A 22,887-nucleotide genomic window follows, 5' to 3' on the forward strand; every position below is an offset into this window, starting at 1 on the left:
TATCTTAAGGTTAGAACATTCGTAACATAAAGGATATTAAGCCTGAAAAAAATGTATAAACTTATTCAAACTTGCAAATTTTAATTATTGTTGAGTTTTATTTTCCATTCCAAACCAAATTCATATACCTGGGAGGTATTTTCATGACACAACAAAACCAACAGCAACAACAGATGCAACAGGCTGTTCAATCTGCTCAACAAGCACAGCAAGCTGCTCAACAAGCGCAACAAGCTGTTCAATCTGCTCAAGCAAGTACAAACACACAACAGATTCAACAAGCTCAACAACAAGTCCAGCAAGCTCAACAAGAAGTTCAACAAGCCCAAGCTACAGCTAAATCGCAACAAAACAATTTACAATAGAACGAAAAAAGGATCTTCAACCGAAGATCCTTTTATGCTATTTAATCTGTCTCGTTTAATATCACGAATGTAAGAAGACATCGAATACCTAGAACAGATTAAGGGAGTTAATTTTTTCGGTTACGTCAAGCGATTGAACTTTAAAAAAGTCCCGATAAAGGGACTTTTTCCTGCTCTATTCATCTTATTACTACTAGTACATCATAAATGATGCACCAACAATGATAAGAAGGATGAACAATACTACGATTAACGCAAAACCAGAAGTAGCTCCGCCACTCATGTTTAAACACCTCCAGCCTAAAGGATTCATTCCGCTAGAACGTGTATTGGTTTATTAATAAAAACAAGCTGCACCAACAATAATTAGAAGGATAAACAATACTACGATTAACACGAAAGTGCTACCTCCGTAAAAGCCACCACCGTAGCCATAGCCTCCAAAGCACATATTTATCACCACCTGTTAAAATGTTCGAAATAAACCTTTCACTATGTATAATATTTCATAAGACAAGAATCGCTTGGACAAATATCATATTGAGTAGGTAAATATATGATTTGCCTAAAAATGCAAAGAAACGTCTGCTTTATAGGCAAACGCTCTTAAAAGAGAAGGTATGTGTAATATGCTGGTTTTACGCTGGTGTAATAATAGTATATGTACAAGATAATGAAATGGAAGGACAAGTGCTGATATATAATGAATTAATTCTTGGGGTTATGTTCTAAAAGATTACTCCAAATTAGGCTTATCCGATTGGGTACTCAAGTTAAACTGATGCATAGTCTAGAGTGTATCCGAAAAGCCTATTCTTGCTTAGCACATAGACTTGTCACAGACAGTCTCAATCACCAAAAGCCCCTTGTAGGGCTTTTTTGTATATATTTATCCATTTGACTAAATAAAGATTTCACTATGCATGGAATAGGGAGACAACCTAGGTGAAGGGGTTCAATTGCAGATAGTGCCCATTCCTTTTTTGATATTTTACATAGTTTATAGGTAACAGTTGAAAGGAGGTTGTGTATATGTCTGATGGTGTAGGTTTCGCAGGTGGTGGCTTTGCCTTACTCGTTGTTTTGTTTATCCTTCTTATTATTATTGGAGCGTCTTTTGTTGGTGGTTTTGTTTAAAAAATAACCTATTCCTTATGTACGTTAGGAAATTATAATAACCGTTATTCTTCTTAAGGTTAAAGGAGAAAATGGTCTTTTTGCTTAAAAGTTGACATTCTATCTTAAAAATATTGTGATCCATCATTCACTATGATTTAGCCTTCAATAATAAGAACAGGGCTGTCATCAGTCCTGTTCTTATATATTTAAAGGAGATACTTTTATGTATGCAGTTTCCGTCACTCACTTTCTTAGTGCTCAGGGTTGATTATCATCACAAGACAATCCCTTGTTTGATGATTTCAACTTTTACATTCGTTTTAAACTGTACATTTTTAAAATATTCCTTCTTATCTAGCGTTTCCCAAGTTTTGGGGTGAAACGCGATCAATCTCCTCCCAATTCCAAATGCATCACAATTCGCGTCCTGTAATTTTGTAATAACCTTTTTTGCTTCCTCTGTAAACTCCTTTGATAATACCTTATTCAGTCGTTCGATATCTTTGGGGACATCCCCTTTAGGATATTCTTCTACATTTATCTTTAAATGCAATTTTAATTGAACAGAAACCTCACCATTTTTTACATCAACTTTCAATTTTCTTTTTAAGTTGCTGACATTCAAGGAAATATAATTTGATAATGTCTGCGGCTCGTCTTTATTCACTCGTTTGGTAAATCGTGCATATTCTCCTTTTTTATTATTCATTAAAAGAAGGAGGCATGAATCTTGCGGAGATAAATTTTTTCCCGAATATTCTGTATCATCCATTAGTGCTAGGCCGACGACTACTGCGCTTTTCTTTTTATTTATTTTAAGATAGGGGAGGACAATATCTTCTCCCGGATCAAGCAATTCTGAGGCCATTGTCTGGATGGTTTGAAACGGAATGATCGAATTTTCTTCAGCGCTAGTAAGAGCATCTTGTATATATTCACTAACGTTTGGCTCATGTTTTGGATTAATTTCAAGTAATTTCACCGCTTCTCCATCCACTACACCTATTGAGGCCCCCAGTGAATTTCTCGGATCTCTCCAAATGACATCCAATGGTGGATAAATACCTGCAGCCGCCATCCGCTCGCCGAACATAATCAGTTTGTTTTTAGATGTATCTAATATTCCAGATATTTCTCGATCGATTTTACGTCGACAATCCCTTGGTGTATAACCTTTTGAAGAAAATGTTTCACTTTTTACTCGGGCTTGCGGTCCGTTGGAGGACTCATCAATTATTGGAATGGAAACACCTAATAACATTTCGTCGTTATCTGCTACATCATAACTTAATATCTGTACCAATACTGCATTTTTCATGAGGTGCTGGTCCCAGCATCCAGTAAGTAATAAACATAGAAGGACAATGACAGGCTTTTTGCTTTTCATATCTTTTTCATCACTTCTTTTTTCGATAAAACCCACGAGAGAATGAGTAAAAGTACAGGGATGATGCCGATAAAAATATAGTGCGTCGGCCCAAGGAAGTGATTAAAATTTTCAAAGTCTCTTCCTTGATCAGGTATGAGTGCCAAAATTAAATTAATTCCTGCAACAATGGGCAGCAAGCGGGCATAGTTTTTTTTTCTAAAAAGGCTGGCCAACCCCATTGCTGATAATAATAGCCAGTTCGCAATCGAAGTAGCAACAATTACAAGCCAGAGCGATAAGAAAAATAAATCCGTTCTTTCAAGAACCTGAAACGAATAGGCCTTAATCATATATAATAAGGGCTCTGGGGTTAGTCCGATATCTAAATTGGGCTCGAAATAGACAAGCGCTGCTACCACCAAAAAGGTATAAAAGAAGGTGACAAAAATGTTCGCTGTCGTAATGGCGACCAGTTTCTCATTTCCGGAAGATTCGACATGGGGATGGATAAAAAGAAACAGTTCAAATCCTAACATGGAAAAAGCAGCTTCTTTTGAACCTTTCAATATCGTTAGAATGCTATGGTTCCCTATTGGAAAAATATATAGGAAATTCGCATCCTTCAGGGCATACGCAATCAACACGAATAATACAAACAGAATTGGAGACACCAGTACATAAAATCTCGCTATACTGGTTAAACTAGCACTGACGATGTAAATGCAGGTGAAGAGGATTAAAACCATTGTAATCCAATTAGGGGTACGGGGTAGAATCCATTTATCCAAGATATCACTATATCTTGCTAAAACTAAGCTACCTGTTATCATAAAATAGAGTGCATAACAGAGAATGAGGATCTTCCCGACCACTTTCCCCAGTAATTTAGGGATTATTTGATACAAAGACAACGATGGAAATCTTCTGCTTAGTCCCCAAAGGCAAAAATAATACCTTGTGAGATGACTCCGGCTATTAGGGTGGAAATCCAGCCATCCTGTTTGGCTGCTAATGCTACATCATGGGGCAAGGATAATATTCCTACACCAATTTGGGCCTAGATGATCATAAAGACAAGCTGTTTGTTCGTAATTTTATTCTTGTTTTGTTTCATTACTTTCCCAGCCCCTTGCCAAAGATTGCTTTTTCAGGATGTTTGGTTTTGAATCAAGTGGACGTGTATTAAATTTCCAAAGGGGCAAACGGATAAACGTATCTTTAATGTCTTTTAATCGAAAAGGTGCCCAAGGTGCAAAGTAGGCTGTGCCAAATGATTCTAACCTGCATAAATGAGCTAAAGTAAACATAAACCCAAAGGTAATCCCTACAAATCCAAAGGTTGACGCCAAAATCATATGGGGAAAACGCAAAAATCGTACGGCATCACTCATTTCTGTGGTTGGAATACTGTAGGCTGCAATGGCCGTAATCGCTACAACCACAATCATGGTATTCGAAATAAGCCCTGCACGGACAACTGCATCACCAATAACCAAACCTCCAACAATACCGATGGTTTGGCCAATTCTTGATGGAAGGCGTACCCCCTCTTCCCGAATCAATTCAATGGTCAATTCCATTACAAGTGCTTCAATTAACGGAGGAAAAGGGATATTTTTAATAGAACTTTCAATAGGGAGAACTAAATCATCCGGCAGTACTTCAAAATGAAAACCAATCACTGCGATATAAATAGCGGGTAAATTAACCGCTATGAAAATGCTTACGAGTCTCAAGGTCCGGATAAAGGTTCCGATCATCCAGCGTGAATTATAATCATCAGGTGAATGGAAAAAGGCAAAAAAAGTCACAGGAATAATTAAACAAGCAGGGTACCCTTCCATCAACACCGCCACTCTTCCTTCATTCAGATGACCTATTACACGATCAACTCTTTCTGTATTTAAAATCTGGGGGAAGGGAGACCATGTGGAATCTTCGATCAATTCCTGAAGAGCTCCAGTACTAGGGATATGATCCATTGAAATATGCTGGACCCTCCGTTTGAATTCGTTAACCATTTCAAAATTGGCAAGGTCTTTCATATAAACCATGGCTATTTTGGATTGAACCTGGTCACCTAACATTATATGTTCCATAGTAAGATTTGCGGTTCTACACGATTTTCTAATTAAATGAAGATTGGTTGAAAGATTTTCGATAAAACCTTCATGAGATCCTTGAATGACTTGTTCATTACTAGGTTCTATAATGCTCCTGTCTTTGGAGAGGCCGACTTCCACCATATAGAATTCTTTAACACCATCCAAGAACAAAATACAGAATCCATTTAAAAGTGCTTCTTGAGCTTTAAATAAGTTATCTGATTTAAGAAAGTTAGAAAGAATTACAGCTTCGAACTGGGCACTCTCCGCTTCAGTTAAAGGTTTGAAAACATCTCTTTGAATCTTATCCTTATCTGCCATCGTATCTAAGAAAACCAAATTTCCCTGAATATTTCTTTCATTTAATTCCTTAATCACTAAATCAGCTGAATCAGAAAATGTTTGTTTAAAAAAAGAAATATTTTCATCGATTGTATGGAATATCTCTTTAAACGATATAGAATCCATACTTGAAGTACCTGGTTGAATATCCCTTTTCATGAACTTTTTTAAGGCAGGGTAAATGAATTTCATTTTTTTACTCCATTATCAAAATGTTTCCATTATCATCCCCAAAATATGGTATACATATGTAATTGTTTGTATTGTTAAAAAAATAATTGGGTGAAATAAATTTCTTCAAAGTATAGAAAAATGGCAATAATTAAGAAGCCCCTGCTCAAAATCTAAGTGACCCTTTCTCTAATGGCCTTTGTTTGTCTCTAGCAATTAATTAATCTATTTTTTTTGAATAGGTAAATAAAAAAATCCGTTATTTTTCTTTTTGTTAAAGTTCGTAAATCATAAATAAAATGCCTATTATGGATAGACTCTTTTTTAGAGTCTGTTTTTATTTTCTTAGAAAAACAAATAACCCTCTCAAAAATGAGTAGGGTACTTGAAAACAGTAAATCAAATGGTTAAACCAATCTAGCATATAAATTGTGGATCTCCGAGAAATAGCCCAAGTGAGCTAAAGGAGCAGGCAAGGTGAAATTTTAACTTTATAATGATTTTATTCATGATAAAATTCATATGGAATATATATCCATATGATCCTCAGACAGAATTCCCCTAATAATACAAGAAAAGGAGTAAGGAAATATGATAATTAATGTCATACAAGTAATTTTAGCGGTTTTTATTTTAGTAGGAGGTTTCATAAAACTTTTACGTATGCCGTTTCAGGTTGAACATTGGCGGCATTATCAATATCCATTATGGTTCATGTCTGTAATTGGATTGACTGAAATTATTGGTGCAATCGGTATGATTAGTGGTATCTGGATTAGCTACTTAACTGTTGGATCAAGTGTATTATTTGTGCTTCTCATGTTAGGAGCGATACATTCTCATATTTTTCGAGCCCATCAATCAATTGTAATGATTATCCCTGCAACAATCTGTTTAATATTATCTATTTTCTTGATTATTAAGAACATAACGTTTGCTTAATCCTGTTCACAATTTTGATCAGTTTAATTAAAAACTTACATTTTACTTCCCTATAATAATACTATGTTAATAGAAGGTCTCTAGGTAAAGGTGTTTAGTCCAAATCATTGCACCAATGTAATGGCTAATCCCAGATACGAATTCTTGGAACGTCTGCTGTTCTTAAATAATCCAATAACTGACCAGTATGAACGGATTCATGATAGGCAACACGTAAAAGCATGTCACCTAAATCTCTTATGTAACCACAATCGGAACGGTCAATCTTTATATTTTCTAAGTCTTCTTCAGTAAAGGACTTGATGGTATCTATGAATTCATTTCGAAATGGTTCTGTAAATTCCAATTCTGCTTCTACAGTAGTGAATGGTCTATTTTCGTAAGGGGAGTCGAAAACAGATAAACTCCCTCTATTTTTAATTGCCAGGTGGTAATAATATTCGCTTTCCAATACGTGTCTAATCATTTCTATGCAATTCATTGCTTCATCATCCGGCTTCCATTGGAGTTTTTCTTTAGGAATAGATGTCCAAACCTTTATGCTTCTTCTTCTAACTTCATTAAAGTTTAAAATAATTAAATCAATTGAGTTCAAAATAATTCCTCCTTTGGCAGGTATATCTTAATTATACACGAATGAATGTTCGTTCCAATATAAAAGAGGAAAAATTTACATATATATTCAAACAATGAATTTACGTGGCTTATTCAACGGATGCTGTAGCCTGAGGATTAATGGGAACCTTCTGTTAGAATTATAATCTTTTCTAGATATGTATACTTTATAATTTTTTACTTAACACAAAGAAAAATTAGAAAATATGTTAAAATTTTCTTGTATCATTTATTATTTATAAGGTAAAGGGAGAGTGGAAATTTAGCTATGAGGAGTACAGCATTTATTGATTTAAGTCATACTATTGAAGATGGTCTTATAACTTATAAAGGGTTACCTGCTCCAATAATCTGTGATTATTTAAGTCGGGATGAATCTCGAAAGCATTATGAAAAAGGTACAGAATTTCAAATTGGAAAAATAGAAATGGTCTCTAATATAGGAACTTATGTTGATGTTCCATTCCATAGATATCCTGTTGGGAAAGATCTTTCAGAAACGACCATTGATAAAATGGCAGGTTTAGAAGGAGTTATTGTCCATGTTGATGAAAACACCAAAGAAATTGATGAAGAATTATTTACTGACCTTGATGTAAAAGGAAAAGCCGTGTTAATTCATACAGGGTGGGACAAATATTGGAATACGGATCAGTATTTTGAAAATCATCCCTATTTAACTGAAAAAGCAGCCAAATATTTAGCATATAAACAAGCTGCATTAGTTGGAATTGATTCTGTAAATATAGACGACACGTCAGGAAAAGCTCGCCCCGTACATACAGTTTTACTAAGACAAGAAATACTAATTGTTGAACACTTGTGTAATTTAAAGGGACTTTCAAATAAGGACTTCTTATTTTATGCCGTATCTCCCAAAATTAAAGGCTTTGGAACTTTTCCTGTTCGAGCTTTTGCCGAAGTATTAACTAAATAATGTTAGGTGTGTAATAATGTTGTAGAGAATAAATCAATCGTAGTAAATTTTGCTTGTTCTGCAATCGGCACTATTATTGAAAGATATATGCATTGATAGAATAACAGTAGAAACTACCGAATTATTCCATTATAGGCTGCTAGAGTTGCAGATCAAGCTGTCATTTTGGCAGCTTTTATTATTGCATTAAAGGGGTTAGTTCAAAAAAAAGAGGCTGTCAAATAAAGGACTATTTGATGTAGGAATCTAATAGTTTGCAGCTGATATTTAGGTATTCATTTTAATCAAAGGTCAAATACTCCAATGCTTAAACTTCCACAGGTGGGTTAAGGAATCAATTATATAATAGTATTACAGGGGAGGCGTTGTTTATGATGCAGAAAACGATTTTACTTGTCGAAGATGATCCGGATATTAGTAATATGGTAAAAACATATTTAAATAATGAGACCTTTAATGTTAAATGTGTTTTTGATGGTGAGGAAGCAATGAATGCCTTTAAGGATGAGCATTATGATCTGGTTTTGTTAGACTTAATGTTGCCAAAGTTAAATGGTATGAACTTTCTTCAAATGGTACGGACTAGGAGTTACATTCCCGTAATTATTATGTCAGCGAAAGATAGCGAAGTGGATAAAGCATTAGGACTAGGTCTAGGAGCAGATGATTATATCACTAAACCATTTTCAATGGTCGAACTTACGGCAAGAGTGAAAGCGGCCATAAGAAGATCGACACAGTACATAGTCACTCAAATAGAACGAAATACATCAATAATCAAAGTACATGAGATTGAATTGGATACGGAGAATCTTAGTGCGACAAAGAACGGCATTCAGATCAACTTAACATCAAAGGAATGGAAGATTCTTTGTTTGTTTTTTGAAAACCAAAAGAAGGTCTTTACAAAAGAACAGATTTATCGGTCCGTCTGGGGCGACAATTACTATGGTGATGAAAATATTATAAACGTTCACATGAGTCGACTGAGAGAAAAAATTGAGAATACTCCATCGAAACCTGTCTATATAAAAACAATATGGGGGATCGGGTACAAGCTGGGAGAATTTTAAATGATTACTGTATTAAGCTGTATCATAATTTTCTTACTTATTTGTATTATCTATCAAAATCAATCAAATCATGGAAGAAAAAAGAATCTTGCTTATATAGCAAATAAACTAAAAGAGATCAATTCCGCACAATCAAGTGAGAGAATTCTCCTTGTAACGGATGATAAGCAACTCATTGAAATGTTAGATTATTTAAATCAAATTGTCGATGGTTATCAAGAAAATGTACGTCACTATAAAGAAATGAAAGTCTCGATGAAACGGATGTTGGCAAATGTCTCTCATGATCTTAAAACGCCGCTTACAGTGATAGCAGGATATATTGAAATGCTTCAAAATCAACCTAAACTTCATGAACAAGAAAGAATACGTTTGCTACAACAAGTACATAGTAAAACATTAGAACTCATTACGTTAATGAATACATTTTTTGACTTGGCTAAGTTAGAATCCGGTGATAAAGATATTCCGCTTGAAAAAGTTAATTTAACTGAGATCTGTAAAAATAATATTCTATTGTTCTATGAATGGATCCAAAACAAGGGATTTGAGGTGGTTATTGAGATACCAGAAAAGCCCGTTTTTGCACTTGGTAATGAAGAAGCATTAAACCGTGTTTTAAATAATTTGATTTCAAATGGTCTTCGTTATGGTGATGATGGCAAGATGATCGGTTTAAAGGTGTTTTATGATGAAACGAGGGTCTATGTCGAAGTTTTCGATAAAGGAAAAGGAATGAATGAAACCGAACAGGAGCGCGTGTTTGAACGAATGTTCACGCTTGAAGAATCAAGAAATAAAGCCTTCCAGGGTAGTGGTTTAGGTTTAACCATTACAAAAAGACTGGTTGAAGAAATGCAAGGAGACATTTCAATACAATCCATACCATTTGAAAAAACGTCATTTACATTTTCATTGAAACATTTTAATAAGTAGCTCACTTTTATCTTAAGATTTTTGTAAGAATTTAGACAGAAAAAAGCAAGGGTCGCTTGCTAGAATGAAAACAGTTAGAGAACGAGGAGGGTCATCATGAACTATGTTGTACAGACAAGAAATTTAACAAAAACTTTTCAAGGGCACGATGTTGTGTCACATGTAACGATGAATATTAGAAAAGGTGAGATTTATGGATTTCTCGGTCCAAATGGTGCAGGTAAGTCAACAATAATGAAGATGCTAACCAATATGATTAAGCCTTCATATGGCGAAATTACAATCTTCGGAAAGCTGCTTAAACACGACTGTTTCGATTACTTGAAGAGAATAGGCAGTATGATCGAATACCCCATTTTTTATGAGAAAATGACTGTTCTGGAAAATTTTGAACTGCATTGTGCTTATATGGGATACCATAGCAAGCAGGCGATTCGTGATGCTTTGGATAAGGTAGGTCTTGAAAATGTTGAAAATATGCTGCCAAAAGAACTTTCACTTGGGATGAGACAGCGTCTTAGTGTCGCCAGAGCGATTATTACAAAGCCGGAATTCTTAATTTTGGATGAGCCCATTAATGGACTGGATCCTGCTGGGATTAAGGCTATGAGAAAGTTATTCAAAATGCTTAATCAAGAGTACGGTATGACTCTTTTAATTTCCAGCCACATTATCGGTGAAATTGAGCAGATTGCAGACACGATTGGTGTCATTAAAGGAGGAAAACTGATTGAAGAGGCTTCAATAGCTACGATAAAGGCGAGAAATACAGAATATATAGAATTGGTAACACTCAGCCAAAGAAAAGCGACGATGGTACTGCATGATAAATTAGGCATTAATAACTTTAAGGTGGTTGATAACCAAACCATTCGCATCTATGCCACAGAAGTGCCTCAATCGACCATTTCTAAGACATTAATATTGGAAAATATCGATATTGAGTCTATTGATAAAAAACGAACCACATTGGAAGAGTATTTTATAAAAAAAGTTGAGTTAGACCAGGTCGTGAGTTAACTTTTCAACGAAAAGAATAGGCATGAATTAAGTAAGATATTAAAAGTCAAGGAGCCGATCATTTTGTTTCATTTAATAAGACTTGAATTAAATAAGACTAAATTAGGATGGTTTGTAAAAGGTGCTATTCTTGCGAATATTTCCATTCTAGGTTTACTATGTATAATTTCTGTGGTTGAAAAAAGTGAAGGGACCGAAATGTTAAAAGATGTGACAGGCATTTTTACGATAAGTGGAGCATGTGTTAGAGGGGTTTTTATAGTATTTGCAGCTGTACTTATTTCAAAAATGATTATTCAAGAGTTTAAAAATCGAACGATCCTCATCATGTTTTCCTATCCAATCAATCGTAAAAAAATTCTAAGTGCAAAATTGATTCTTATCGTTTGGATGACATTCATTGCAATGACAATTTCGCATACCTTGGTGCTTAGTGGTTTCATAGGAATGAATCAAATCTTTCATATGACTTCTGCAATGAATTTAACGTTAAGCGATTTTTTAGCGGAGGTAATAAAAGTAATCATGTTTGGATTTGCGAGCTCAGTAGCAGCACTCATACCGCTATATTTTGGAATGAGAAAATATTCGACTCCAGCAACGATAATTTCTTCACTTTTAATCGTTAGTGTGACATGCCAATCAATTGGTCCGAATTTCTCATTAGCCAGTATTATATATATTCCGCTTGCCTTGGCATTAATTGCTCTTGGTATTGTTGTGTTAGCAATTCGAAATATTAACCACATTGATTTAGATTAGAATCAAATCTTTCTTAACTTTATGAGTCTTAGAAATGTGCTAAAAGGAAGTTTAAAAGAATTCCTCAATTAGAATGGCTTTCCCAAGCATGTTTCAACAAATAGGTGACTAACAGTCAATCAGAAATATCTGGCTGACTTTATAATACGAACGGATGCAATAGTTAAAGAAGGGAAAGCTTCGGCAATCCCTTTTCTTGTTGTAGTTAAAGGGAGGCTTGTATAACAAGCAAAAGTGATACAATAATAAAATAAGTCTTGTTTTCACAGGAGGTAAAGCATGGACTACATTTCTCCGAAAGAAGCCGCATTAAAGGTTAAACGGTGGCCTAAAGATACCATAGCGGCGGGTCGTCGTCATACCGTTGGTCTTAAATCGGACGGAACGGTTACGGCTGTGGGCGATAATAAATATGGCCAATGTAATGTAAGCGGTTGGCTCGATATTGTGGCAGTCGCTGCTAGTAATGTTCATATGGCGACGAACACGGGTAACGCTCATACAATCGGTCTTAAATCGGATGGTTCGGTGGCGGCTGTAGGTTGGAATAAGCATAACCAATGCGATGTAAAAGACTGGCGCGATATTGTAGCGGTTGCAGCGGGTTGGCGTCGGACCATTGGTCTTAAATCGGACGGAACGGTTACAGCTGTGGGCCGAAATAATGATGGTGAATGCAATGTAAGCGGCTGGAGCGACATAGTGGCGGTTGCGGCTGGTGACTGGCATACCATTGGTCTTAAATTAGATGGCAGAGTGACGGCTGTGGGTAATAATCGGTATCGCCAATGCAATGTAAGCGACTGGCGCGGCATTGTAGCAGTTGCTGCAGGCTATCTTCATACTGTTGGGCTAAAATCGGATGGAACGGCGGTTGCTGTGGGTCATAATAAAGTTGGTCAATGTGATGTAAGCGACTGGCGCGATATTGTGGCGATCACGGCGGGAAGTAATCATACCATCGGTCTTAAATCTGACGGTACTTTGTCGGCTGTGGGCTGGAATAAGTATGGTCAATGCAAGGTAAGTGACTGGCGCGATATTGTAGCAGTAGCGGCGGGTTGCGCTCATACCATCGGCCTTAAATCGGACGGCTCGGTGGTTGCTGCGGGTGATAATGAATATGGCCAATGCGATGTAAGCGGCTGGCATGGCATCGAACTGCTCGGCAATTAGCTTTCGGGTAAAAAGAATACAGTTCCTGCAACGTATAAATCAAGTAAAGGATTAAACATAAAAAGTAAAAAATTCCTTTTTAGCTAAAGTGTGCGTTTGTATTATATGGTTAACTTGGATTTTTAATTTTCAGCTAACGGGCTGTTTGAGTTTAGGTTGGATTGCTGATGTGATCCTTTTTTTGTTTCACTACGGGATAGGTAATTTGGAAGAAGGAAATCGACGCATTAATGTAGAAATATTTACCAACATAAAACTTTTAAGGTGTTAAGAATTTGTAGGAAGTATCCAGAATTATTATTAAATAAGAGGAAATAATCCAATAGATTTAATAAAGACATTGAAAGTTTTATAGTGATTTGGGAATTGTAGGATTTTTTTTAGAGGTTTTTTAAAGGCTAAAACCAATGTAGGTAAACACAGAGGTGTAAAATGATACGTGATATACATATATTGAATCAAATGATCCCATTTGAAGAAAAGAGACTTTCTGAATCGTTAATTCGGAGTTTGTACCGTGCAGGAATTACCACCGTTGAACAATTGGAGGAATATGTAGAAAAGGATAAATTTTCACTTCCAAGTCCACAACGCGCATCTCGTGTCGGTCCGAATGCTAAACCAGAAATCATGCTATTACTTCAGGCCGCCAAGGATATAAATGACTTGGTTGAAATACCCATTCAAGATGAAGCCGTTCACCAATTTTTAGAAAAGTATAAAACGGTAATTATTGATAAGGTTGCAGAAAAAATTACGGATAAAATCGTAAAAGGTATTAAAATAGAATTATAATTCACCTTCTCCTTTTATTGTGTTTAATATATTAAAAGTTTATTTAGACAATGTTCTATGTACTTTGGGTAACACATTTAAGGGATTAAGTTTATGAGGTGTAGATTCACTCCAAGGGGGACAAAAATGCTTCAAATACTGAAAAAATCAGGTAATTTAATTGTTGTGATACACGAAATCTATGGCATTAATCAACATATAAAGGATTTTTGTGATTTATTATCAGAACAGGATTTTGATGTTATCTGTCCGAATTTATTAGAACGAGAACAACCATTTGATTATTCTGAAGAGGAGACTGCCTATCTCAATTTTATGGAGAATGTAGGGTTCTCTGATGCTGTACATAAAATAAAGAATTTATTATTAGGTGTTAAAAATAAATACCACAAAATATATATTATTGGATTTAGTGTTGGTGCAACTGTTGCTTGGTTGTGTAGTGAAGAAGAGTGCCTTGATGGGGTTGTGGGATACTATGGTTCGAGAATTAGGAATTTCACGCAAATAGTACCACTATGTCCTACACTTTTATTCTTTCCTCAAGAAGAACAATCCTTTAGTGTGGATGAGTTAATTTCAAATTTAGATAATAAGAATTTAGAGATATATAAATGTTTTGGACAACACGGATTTAGTGACCCATACTCTACCAAATTTAATGAAAAATCATCTCAAAACGCTTTCAATGAAATGATAAACTTCTTAACGAAACATTGATTAAGAAACAAGGGTTTTTATTCAACTAACAGATTTAAGAGTTGAAGATCGAGCGGCCATTTTTGTGGCTTTTTCTTATTCAGCTAACTGGTAAGTTGAAGTAAATTATTTGCATCCAACCATGTAGTATTAAGCTATAAGCTAGAATAGGTAATTCTCATCATGCTTTTTAAACTTAAAACCCCTTCATTCATATCGTCTTTATGATGTTAGAGGTTTATGCCTCATCTAATTTAGAATAGCTTTCAACCGTTGTAACCGCATAAGCGACATAGTAAAGAGTGAAGAAAATAATAAAATCATATAAGGTGGACCAATTTTTAGCGTTATAAAAACCGATTGCCTTAAAGAAATTCATTCCTCCAAAAGCTGCAATTGCAGAGAATATGACTCCTTTTAACAAGGTATTCATTTTTGGCTTTATTTGTAGGGCGAGCATGACTGCAACTGGTGCTAAAGAGAAGTGATAAGGTAAAAATAGAAAGGGGGCTAGAGGAATGATTACCATTGGGTAAGACCACAACCCTAGAGATAAGGCTGCAAGATCTATTGTAAGTGACAATATGATGGTCAATAATCCTCCTAAAAGCAGGCGTCCTGTACTTTCTTTTTTTCTAAATATAATCCAAACAATCCATGGAACAATAAATAAGGCCAGTCCAAACCACCATTGCCATGTTGAGAGAAAATCTTCTCTCACTGTTTTAGCAAATAAAGAACTTACCTCAGTGAACTGGTTATAAGCTTTTTCTGATTGAGCGAGTCCTTCCTTAAATGCCATTTTGATTACATCTCCTTAAAGCCTAGTTATTACATTTTTTTCAGTTAAACAGACTTTTATTCGCTGTTGCCTTCTCCGATGAAGCAATTTCCACATTTCTCCTCTAATGTACTTTAGAAAAAGAGTTATTTAAATATATAATTATTCAAACTCCAATCCTATTTTGTCATTTTTCAATGTTTGTCCATGTCATTAAGGTAATTATTTCCATATACTTCTAGAAAGAATTTTTTCTGGAGTTGATGTTTATTATGAGTAAGAATGTACTAGTGATTGCGGCTCATCCTGATGATGAAATTCTTGGAAGCGGCGGGACGATAAAAAAATTAGTAAATAATGGGTACAGAGTCATTTCCGTCATTGCCGCCAAAGGACGAAAGGAAGAGGAGCATCACATCAAACCTCTTATGTTAAAAGCCAACAAACAAATGGGGGTGGAAGAGGTAATTTTTTTGGAGTTTCCTAATCTATTATTAGAAACCAAACCTCTTCATGAAATCAATAAAGCCATTGAAGCCATATTGGATGAGTATGATCCATCTATTATTTTTACCCATCATTATGGTGACACCAATCGTGACCATCAAATTTTGTTTCAAGCGGTTTTAACGGCAGCACGGCCGCTGCCTGGAAAAAGGCCAGTGGAAATTTTATGTTTTGAAACCGTATCCTCGAGTGAATGGAGTCAGCATACCAATGACAAAGAATTTAAACCAAATTATTTTGTCGATATAACAGACACAATCGAAGAAAAAATTAAATCTCTAGAGCATTATGACATAGAAATGAGACCATTCCCTCATCCGCGCTCATATGACGGTGTAAAATATTTATCACGTGTACGGGGAATGACCGTCGGTGTAGAATACGCAGAAGCATTTGAAATCATTAGGAGAGTATGGAAATGAGCAAAGCTAAAGTGAGTGATTTGCCCCCATTGCCTGCTCATTTCCCATATCTAATCAAAGCCATGGATCAATATTACGGTGTAGCTTCAAATTTTGTCGATGAACCAATCATAAAGAAAGACAAGGCACCCGAAGGAAAAAAGGAAAACAAAAAGCTTCGAATCCTCATTACCACCTTTTGGGAATATCACGTTATTGGAGGTTTGCAAAACTATATTGCCAATCTTAAAGATGGATTGGAAAAATTAGGGTATCAGGTAGATGTTTTTTCACCAGAGAAGTTTCCAAGCGAAGGAACAAAAGGGATATATTCCGAAATACATGATCAATTTAAAAAATTTTTTCGAGAGCGCTACGGCACTGTAAGCAAAAAAATCCTTCACAATATATGCAATCTTTCTCTTTATAAAATGATGCTAATGGATGTGGATTTCAGTAAATATGATATCATTCATGCTCAGGATCGGTTCACGTGCAATGTATTAGGAACATTAAATGAGGCTTCTCAAAAACCGATTCTATTTACCCCGCATGGATTTATGACTCATTCCAAACTGAAGTTTAATTTAATTGAAAAGGGGTCAATCGAAGAACGTTATTTTACCACTATTGATGAACAAGCTATTAAAAATGCAAATCAACTGATAATTCTTAGTGATGCCTTTCGACCGATTTTAAAAAAATTAGGGGCCGATAACAGCAGCATGACCACGGTTTACACAGGAATCGATTTTGGGGTTAAGAAATTTCAGAATGGACAAAAAAAAATAATTATAACCTGTGTTTCACGCCTTCGCCCGCGTAAAGGGCATAAGTATCTATTCGAAGCGTTATCTCTTCTTAAAGACGATTTATATAATGTAGAGGTGCGGATTGTTGGTGATGGAGAGATGCGAGAAGAGCTTGAAAATCAAATTAAGAAGCTTAAATTAAAGAATGTTTACTTTTTAGGGAGCAGAAACGATATACCCAAATTGCTCAGTCAATCCGACATATTTGTTCAGCCAACCCTTAGTGATACACTACCAATCTCGATTATTGAGGCAATGTTTGCTAGGCAGGCCATTCTGGCAACCAATGTGGGGGGAATCCCGGAAATCATTCAAGACAATTATACCGGACTTATTATTGAACCTGCTAATCCTAAGCAGCTAGCCGAAAAATTGTTATTGCTCGTGCAGAATCAATTGTTAAGAGTAGTACTTGCTAAGCAAGCCAAGAATTTTGCTGATAAACAATTGACGGTCACGAATATGGTTAAAAAAATAGATAAAATCTACCGATCATTATTATGAAAGGAGAAGAATCCATGCGAAATGACATTCCTGCTGTTGTATTAGATTTGAGTGCAACGGGTATTGGTATAGTTCGAAGTCTTGCAAAACAAGGAATTCAGGTTTATGCGTATGATACGGAGGGAAAATATAAAATTGGTAAAACTCGATATGCCAGCTGTGGTATATGTCCAAGTCCTGTTTTGGAGGAAGATGATCTGCTAAAATTTTTAGCGAATTTGTCACGAACTCTGGGCAAAAAAGCGGTCTTGTATGCTGGTTCCGATGATTTTGTCTATTTTATTTCCAAGAATAGATACGTCTTATCACAATACTATAAATTTCTGTTGCCAGAACATTCACTAGTTGAAGCAGTTCTAGATAAACGATTAACGTATGAACTAGCCGTCAAATCAAACCTCCCCTGTCCTAAAACCTTCACTATCCAGGATGAAGAGCAACTTAAGCAAATCATCGACCAAATTACATTCCCTTGTATATTAAAGCCCGTTCATTCTTCCTATTTTCGTTCACAAATTGACAACCGATTGTATAAAAAAGCGATTGTAGTGGAACATGCCTCCAAACTATGGGAGGAGTATCTTTTTTACCGTTCCTTTGGGGAGTTAATGATTCAGGAGATAATTCCTGGAGAGGACAATAGCATTTATTCTATTAAAACGTTTTTTGATGATCAGATGAACTTAATTGGGTTATGGATGAACCAAAAATTACACCAATTTCCTCCGCACTATGGATCCTCCGCTCTTGTTCTAAGTAAACGAAACGAAGAAGTCATTCAGACAGCTATACCTTTTCTCAAAAAAATACAGTTTAAAGGCTTAGCGATTGCTGAATTTAAAAGAGATCCAAGAGATGGCCAATTAAAATTTATTGAAATAAATCCAAGAATTGGACTAACCCAAGCATTATCGAGTTCTGTAGGTGTTAATTTGGCGCATTTGTACTATTTATCGCTTACCGACCAAAATCCATCTCCTGTTCTAGAACAAAAAGAAGGAATTAAGTGGGTTTATTTCGTCCGAGATTTTCTATCCTTCCGTCAAAACAAAAGAAATGGTGAGATGACATTCTTTGGGTGGATGAAAAGTCTGTCCGGAAAGAAGGTAGAGGCGCTATTTTCCTTATATGATCCGCTTCCTTTTATTCGTAGTTTTATTTCCCACATTCGAAACCTATGGGGAAGACGTTGAAAAATCTAATAGTTAAAGGGGTAACGTACCATTGAATCATATAGAAGAAGTTGTGCTCCATTGGCAGCAATTCAAATGGGATAAAAAATTATCAAAAGCATTTGGTAAATCGGTCTATTTAATACATGATCAAATTGAAAACCTAAAAAATTCACGGGAAAAGACAAGTATTTGGAAGTTGGTAATGACAGATGGTTCTAAGTACATTCCAATTGTTCTAAAAATCTTCAAATTGCCGCTAAATGAAAATCATATGGTAGAAATCAATATGTATACAAAGGCTTATCCTGTTTACCATGAATATATGCCTAAATTGTATTGGCTTGAACCAAATGAAAGTAGTAAAGAAATTTGGATGGTTACTGAATTTGTTAAGCCGCTAAGGGGGCAAATAAAACTTGCTCCACATCATCTGGAACTAATTATTCCTACTATCGCAAAATTTCATGCCCAAACCTTTGGAAATCGTTCTTTGCAGCACTCAGACCTTATTGATATATCTCTGCCTCAATTTGATTCGGCAGATAAAAGAAAAGAGACAATGGAATATTTGGAGAAAACTAGAAAGTACCTCGATCAAGCAATGGTCGACCCAATATTAAAAGAATTAGTTGAACCAAAATATGATGCCATTCAAAAAATACTAAATAAAGGTCCTCTTTTCTTCCCAGAAATTATCGAAGCCGGACAGTGTCTTATTCACGGTGATCTCCACGTTCATAATATTTGTTGTAAAAACGCAAGTGACGATGGAGATTGGGATATTCAATTAATAGATTGGGAGTCAGTAAAATACGCGCCATGCTGGTATGATCTGGTGATTCTTGTTGAATTATTAATTGATTTTCGCTGGGATTGGCAAAAAAGGGAGGACGAAATCCGAACTCGTTGCGTGCGATTATATGCTGAGGAAATGGAAAAGCATGGAATCCTTTTTAATGAAGATCCATTAAGTCTTTTAAAAAAGGCGTATTTGCAAAGAACGTTAGAAAAAAAACTGGCAAAACATTTGCAAAGAGCACTAAACGGAAAAAAGAGTGCGCTTTTAAAAAGATATCTGGAGAAAGTAGTGGTTTGGGGAGAAGAACTTGGATTAGTTTAATTGCCCAAATAATACTCTAGTGGAGTTTAATCAACGAAAACGTGTGGATCGTCATAATGGTAATTGAAGATGCTGGATGTAAGTATAGGTGAAGATACTTGTAACAGGAGTAGAAGGATTCATCGGCTCACATGTAGTAGACTTATTAGTCCAATTAGGCTATGAACCGCTGGTAGTGGATAATTTATAATCGGGTAACCGTGAGGTGCTTCCACCTCAAGTCCACTTCTATCGTGTTGACATTACCTCACCACAAATAGAAGCAGTCTTTGAAAAGAAGAGGGGATAAGATTTGAACAATTTTGAGAAAATTGTTTCTAGAAACAATGGGTGGGTTTATCTTGAAGACTTAGTCGATTATAAAAAACTTGGGAAGGGGAGTGACGGGTCTATTTTTCAACTTACCCCTGAGAAATGTATAAAAATCTTTGAGAAGGAAGAAACGTGTCGAACTGAATTATTAGCCTACCAGGCAGGAAAGACGTCTTCCGTTATTCCGACGCTTTATGAGTATGGTCGGAACTATATTGTGATAGAGTATATTAACGGACCATCTCTCAGACATTATCTAAAAAAAGAAAACCAGCTATCCGAATCAACCGCCCAAAAACTTTTAATTATGCTGGATGAATTCAAAAGAATTGGTTTTACTCGACTTGACACGCAAATTCGTCATATTTTCGTCAATGAAGTAAGGGAAATAAAGGTAATTGATCATAAAAGAGCATTTAATAGAAAAACGAATATCCCTGTAAGATTGCTAAAGGATTTAAATAAGATTGGATATTTAGATGAATTTTTGAAGTATGTAAAAATTTTTCGTCCGTCTCTTTACAAAGAATGGAAGGACCTAACCGATTGATTACGTAATCATTTTTTTATCTTAACAGCCCATACAAGTATGTATCAAGGATAGGTGGAATCTAGTATATTGTTTCTTTTACAAAAGCTTATTACCAAAATCCAAGGATTTATTTGAAAATTGCTTAATTGAAGGAAGAAATATAAAGTGCACCTTGTGGTTTAACTACATTTAATATTATATGTTCACTTTTGGCATGGGACTCTAGGCCTTTATAACTTATTGTTAATAATAATAAGTTATAAAAATTCACGAGCCCATCCAGCTGTCACTCAGATTTACAGTTCATATAAAATTAGGGGCTTTTTGTAATTATTGAACCGAAAGCTTATAACTGAGTTTGTAAAGAGATGTACTTAAACTATAGGGTGCAAGAGTTAAGGAAAGTGATCGCTGTGGCGGTCTTTTTCTCGTTCTACTAACTGGCTAGTTTAATAAAACGTTTAATATTTTCTAAAAAGACTTATATTTTAAGTAAAATGAAAAATCCACTCCTATTTAAAGTAGAGTGGATTACATTCAAATAAAAAGTTACTCATTCGGATTTATTATCGCCAACACCTGATGGTCTTCCCATTTTCCATTTATTTTAACGTTACTCTTAGAAATTCCTTCTTTTTCAAAACCTGCCTTTTCTAATACTCTTATTGAACCAACGTTATGTGGCATAACACCAGCTTCAATTCTATGTAATTTAAGAGTTGAAAATGCATATTCTAAAACAAGTTTTAAGGCTTCTGTGGCATATCCTTTACCATTTTGATTCTTGCTTAAACTGTAACCAACGATTGCACTCTGTAATGGACCACGCAAAATGCGGAAAAGCCCAATAGTTCCTATAAGTTCACCATTATCTATTTTAAAAATCCCAAAATTGTATTCAATATCTTTATTTGCCTTTTCTATTTTTTGCTTAATTAGGTCTTTTTGAAATTCTATCGTGTAATAATCAGAAGATCGTTTCATTGTATATATTTGAAAAAATTCTTGATTATTCTTTTCTAACTGAAGTAAATCATTACCGTCATTTAATGTAAGTAACCTTATATATATATTCTGAGCTTTTAGCATAATTTTTCTCTCCATTATCCTGATTTTTCATTAATTTTAATCGTTTCACCTGTTTCATAACCAGATTCTCCATGTCCTGGTCCGAACAAATTCAAGATTATGACTCCTATAAGAATCAATATTATTCCTGTTATGGTGGCCATGTTAATTTTTTCTTTCCAAATTAAAACTGAAATGACCGTAGTCAAAACAAGACCCAAGCCTGACCAAATTGCATAAGCAGTATTTAAGGGAATTGTTTTCAGTGACAATGACAAAAAGAAAAAACAACCAACGAAAGCTATAATTACCCCAATGGTCGGATAGAATTTTGAAAAACCTTCAGATGCTTTTAATAAAGAGGACCCAATAAGTTCTCCCATAATTGCAAGCATTAAATATAGATACGACATTGCTATCCGTCCTCCATAATCTTGTGTATAAGTTAAGCAAAAACTTGCCCCGAATTACCGTTATTAACTAACTCTATCATACTTTCAATTTCATTACTTTTCCAATCTTTTACCTGCAAGTTTGTTAACAAATGAAGAAAGGGTCCAAGAGGTTAAGATGTGGGTTGCTGCGCTGATCTTTTTTTCAAGTTCTGAATTGGCCTGTTTAGTTCAACTAGAAAATCAACTATAATAAAATTAGTACATAAAAATAGGAGGATAAATAATGGAAAAGCTAACACCATTTTTAATGTTTCAAGATGGCAACGCAGAAGAGGCGATGAATTTTTATATTTCCATCTTTGAGGATTCTCGAATTACAAACATTGTTAGATATGGGGCTAATGAAGCTGGACCAGAAGGCACCGTAATGCAGGCCACTTTTACCTTGAAAGATCAAGAATTTATGTGTATTGACAGTTATGTAAAACATCAATTCTCTTTTACACCTTCTTTCTCAATCTTTGTTACTTGTAATACTGAAGAAGAACTTGACAATTTTTATGAGAAACTTAAGTATGGTGGACAAGAACTTATGCCTTTAAACAATTATGGTTTCAGTAAAAAGTTTGGTTGGGTAAATGACCGCTTCGGAGTATCGTGGCAACTAAATCTCCCTTTGTGAATATTTTAGGGGAAATTCTTAAAACTACATTAGGTAATGGGGTATTACTCTTAAAAGGGTAATACCTATTTTTATTTTAGAGCTTTATTTTTTTGAAACAGGAAGTTTTAGTTGAAAGAAAGATAAAGAAAACGCGCCAAAAATTTTGGAGTTTTTTAGATGGAGGAAAAAG

28 protein-coding genes are annotated in these 22,887 nt (G+C 35.2%); 18 read left to right on the forward strand and 10 right to left on the reverse strand.

The features are described from left to right. The first annotated feature begins 143 nt into the window (after positions 1-143). Complete coding sequence (locus tag RCG21_RS17845) at positions 144-365, forward strand: hypothetical protein (RefSeq protein ID WP_208025392.1); 222 nt, start codon at positions 144-146, stop codon at positions 363-365. A 193-nt stretch (positions 366-558) separates the two neighbouring features. Here the strand turns inward: RCG21_RS17845 and RCG21_RS17850 are convergent, their stop codons facing one another. Beyond that, positions 559-648 (reverse strand): YjcZ family sporulation protein, encoded by a 90-nt coding sequence (locus RCG21_RS17850; RefSeq protein ID WP_035424235.1) that lies wholly within the window; start codon positions 646-648, stop codon positions 559-561. Between the two features lie 54 nt (positions 649-702). Further along, positions 703-816 (reverse strand): YjcZ family sporulation protein, encoded by a 114-nt coding sequence (locus RCG21_RS17855; protein ID WP_133337050.1) that lies wholly within the window; start codon positions 814-816, stop codon positions 703-705. 581 nt (positions 817-1,397) lie between these two features. Between RCG21_RS17855 and RCG21_RS17860 the strand changes: the two genes are divergently transcribed. Then, entirely contained in the window at positions 1,398-1,502 is a 105-nt protein-coding gene (locus RCG21_RS17860; protein WP_083402448.1) for a YjcZ family sporulation protein, read from the forward strand. Between the two features lie 256 nt (positions 1,503-1,758). Here the strand turns inward: RCG21_RS17860 and RCG21_RS17865 are convergent, their stop codons facing one another. Genes RCG21_RS17865 through RCG21_RS17880 form a run of 4 tightly spaced genes read right to left on the reverse strand, consistent with a single transcriptional unit; the run spans position 1,759 to position 5,492 of the window. Next, entirely contained in the window at positions 1,759-2,871 is a 1,113-nt protein-coding gene (locus RCG21_RS17865) for a Ger(x)C family spore germination protein (protein WP_308913537.1), read from the reverse strand. Then, the gene (locus RCG21_RS17870; protein ID WP_308913538.1) at positions 2,868-3,764 is read right to left on the reverse strand and encodes a GerAB/ArcD/ProY family transporter; all 897 of its coding nucleotides are present in this window, start codon (positions 3,762-3,764) and stop codon (positions 2,868-2,870) included. The genes RCG21_RS17865 and RCG21_RS17870 overlap by 4 nt, the downstream gene beginning before the upstream one ends. 17 nt (positions 3,765-3,781) lie before the next feature. Beyond that, a complete protein-coding gene (locus RCG21_RS17875) occupies positions 3,782-3,904 on the reverse strand; it encodes a GerAB/ArcD/ProY family transporter (protein WP_308914277.1) in 123 nt (40 codons plus the stop codon). A gap of 43 nt (positions 3,905-3,947) precedes the next feature. Further along, positions 3,948-5,492: a spore germination protein gene (locus RCG21_RS17880; RefSeq protein WP_308913539.1), complete on the reverse strand. Its 1,545-nt coding sequence runs from the start codon at positions 5,490-5,492 to the stop codon at positions 3,948-3,950. A 570-nt stretch (positions 5,493-6,062) separates the two neighbouring features. Between RCG21_RS17880 and RCG21_RS17885 the strand changes: the two genes are divergently transcribed. Beyond that, positions 6,063-6,413: a DoxX family protein gene (locus RCG21_RS17885; protein ID WP_308913540.1), complete on the forward strand. Its 351-nt coding sequence runs from the start codon at positions 6,063-6,065 to the stop codon at positions 6,411-6,413. A gap of 124 nt (positions 6,414-6,537) precedes the next feature. On the opposite strand, the gene RCG21_RS17890 is transcribed toward RCG21_RS17885, so the two are convergent. After that, positions 6,538-7,008: a DinB family protein gene (locus tag RCG21_RS17890; protein WP_308913541.1), complete on the reverse strand. Its 471-nt coding sequence runs from the start codon at positions 7,006-7,008 to the stop codon at positions 6,538-6,540. A 288-nt stretch (positions 7,009-7,296) separates the two neighbouring features. Between RCG21_RS17890 and RCG21_RS17895 the strand changes: the two genes are divergently transcribed. The 8 genes from RCG21_RS17895 (at position 7,297) to RCG21_RS17930 (ending at position 14,447) form a co-directional block, all read left to right on the forward strand. Continuing rightward, positions 7,297-7,965, forward strand: coding sequence for a cyclase family protein (locus RCG21_RS17895; RefSeq protein WP_308913542.1), 669 nt, complete (start codon positions 7,297-7,299; stop codon positions 7,963-7,965). A 374-nt stretch (positions 7,966-8,339) separates the two neighbouring features. Next, positions 8,340-9,038 (forward strand): response regulator transcription factor, encoded by a 699-nt coding sequence (locus RCG21_RS17900; protein WP_133337246.1) that lies wholly within the window; start codon positions 8,340-8,342, stop codon positions 9,036-9,038. Continuing rightward, positions 9,039-9,974, forward strand: a complete 936-nt coding sequence (locus tag RCG21_RS17905) for a sensor histidine kinase (protein WP_133337036.1) — start codon at positions 9,039-9,041, stop codon at positions 9,972-9,974. It abuts the gene before it with no gap. A 96-nt stretch (positions 9,975-10,070) separates the two neighbouring features. Then, positions 10,071-10,994 (forward strand): ATP-binding cassette domain-containing protein, encoded by a 924-nt coding sequence (locus tag RCG21_RS17910; RefSeq protein ID WP_308913543.1) that lies wholly within the window; start codon positions 10,071-10,073, stop codon positions 10,992-10,994. Positions 10,995-11,057: 63 nt separating this feature from the next. Then, on the forward strand, positions 11,058-11,756 hold the full coding sequence (locus tag RCG21_RS17915) for an ABC transporter permease (protein WP_165976322.1): 699 nt from the start codon (positions 11,058-11,060) through the stop codon (positions 11,754-11,756). A 279-nt stretch (positions 11,757-12,035) separates the two neighbouring features. Continuing rightward, complete coding sequence (locus RCG21_RS17920; RefSeq protein ID WP_308913544.1) at positions 12,036-12,932, forward strand: RCC1 domain-containing protein; 897 nt, start codon at positions 12,036-12,038, stop codon at positions 12,930-12,932. 432 nt (positions 12,933-13,364) lie between these two features. After that, positions 13,365-13,727, forward strand: coding sequence for a hypothetical protein (locus RCG21_RS17925; protein WP_308913545.1), 363 nt, complete (start codon positions 13,365-13,367; stop codon positions 13,725-13,727). A 126-nt stretch (positions 13,728-13,853) separates the two neighbouring features. Continuing rightward, the gene (locus tag RCG21_RS17930; protein ID WP_308913546.1) at positions 13,854-14,447 is read left to right on the forward strand and encodes a dienelactone hydrolase family protein; all 594 of its coding nucleotides are present in this window, start codon (positions 13,854-13,856) and stop codon (positions 14,445-14,447) included. A 217-nt stretch (positions 14,448-14,664) separates the two neighbouring features. Here RCG21_RS17930 and RCG21_RS17935 read toward each other — a convergent pair whose 3' ends face one another. After that, complete coding sequence (locus RCG21_RS17935; protein ID WP_133337024.1) at positions 14,665-15,228, reverse strand: CBO0543 family protein; 564 nt, start codon at positions 15,226-15,228, stop codon at positions 14,665-14,667. Between the two features lie 251 nt (positions 15,229-15,479). Here RCG21_RS17935 and RCG21_RS17940 point away from each other — a divergent pair, with 251 nt between their 5' ends. The 6 genes from RCG21_RS17940 to RCG21_RS17965 all read left to right on the forward strand — a co-directional run bounded on the left by RCG21_RS17940 (position 15,480) and on the right by RCG21_RS17965 (position 20,588). Further along, positions 15,480-16,136, forward strand: a complete 657-nt coding sequence (locus tag RCG21_RS17940) for a PIG-L deacetylase family protein (RefSeq protein ID WP_308913547.1) — start codon at positions 15,480-15,482, stop codon at positions 16,134-16,136. Next, complete coding sequence (locus RCG21_RS17945) at positions 16,133-17,431, forward strand: glycosyltransferase family 4 protein (protein WP_165976321.1); 1,299 nt, start codon at positions 16,133-16,135, stop codon at positions 17,429-17,431. Before RCG21_RS17940 ends, RCG21_RS17945 begins: the two co-directional genes overlap by 4 nt. A gap of 14 nt (positions 17,432-17,445) precedes the next feature. Further along, the gene (locus RCG21_RS17950; RefSeq protein ID WP_133337018.1) at positions 17,446-18,624 is read left to right on the forward strand and encodes a carboxylate--amine ligase; all 1,179 of its coding nucleotides are present in this window, start codon (positions 17,446-17,448) and stop codon (positions 18,622-18,624) included. 31 nt (positions 18,625-18,655) lie between these two features. After that, positions 18,656-19,726: an aminoglycoside phosphotransferase family protein gene (locus tag RCG21_RS17955; protein WP_308913548.1), complete on the forward strand. Its 1,071-nt coding sequence runs from the start codon at positions 18,656-18,658 to the stop codon at positions 19,724-19,726. An 88-nt stretch (positions 19,727-19,814) separates the two neighbouring features. After that, positions 19,815-19,916 carry an NAD-dependent epimerase/dehydratase family protein gene (locus RCG21_RS17960; RefSeq protein ID WP_133337014.1) on the forward strand — a complete coding sequence of 34 codons (102 nt, stop codon included), beginning with the start codon at positions 19,815-19,817 and terminating at the stop codon, positions 19,914-19,916. 102 nt (positions 19,917-20,018) lie between these two features. Beyond that, positions 20,019-20,588 carry a kinase gene (locus RCG21_RS17965; protein ID WP_235824869.1) on the forward strand — a complete coding sequence of 190 codons (570 nt, stop codon included), beginning with the start codon at positions 20,019-20,021 and terminating at the stop codon, positions 20,586-20,588. Between the two features lie 531 nt (positions 20,589-21,119). Here the strand turns inward: RCG21_RS17965 and RCG21_RS17970 are convergent. Then, the gene (locus RCG21_RS17970) at positions 21,120-21,659 is read right to left on the reverse strand and encodes a GNAT family N-acetyltransferase (RefSeq protein ID WP_133337012.1); all 540 of its coding nucleotides are present in this window, start codon (positions 21,657-21,659) and stop codon (positions 21,120-21,122) included. 14 nt (positions 21,660-21,673) lie between these two features. Beyond that, the gene (gene qacH / locus RCG21_RS17975; RefSeq protein WP_133337010.1) at positions 21,674-22,051 is read right to left on the reverse strand and encodes a quaternary ammonium compound efflux SMR transporter QacH; all 378 of its coding nucleotides are present in this window, start codon (positions 22,049-22,051) and stop codon (positions 21,674-21,676) included. A 265-nt stretch (positions 22,052-22,316) separates the two neighbouring features. On the opposite strand from qacH, the gene RCG21_RS17980 reads away from it, so the two are divergent. Next, a complete protein-coding gene (locus tag RCG21_RS17980; protein WP_133337008.1) occupies positions 22,317-22,715 on the forward strand; it encodes a VOC family protein in 399 nt (132 codons plus the stop codon). The last annotated feature ends 172 nt before the right edge of the window (positions 22,716-22,887 follow it).

Origin of the sequence: Bacillus salipaludis, assembly GCF_030938565.1 — a bacterium.
In the GTDB taxonomy this organism is placed as follows: Bacteria; Bacillota; Bacilli; order Bacillales; family Cytobacillaceae; genus Neobacillus; species Neobacillus salipaludis_A.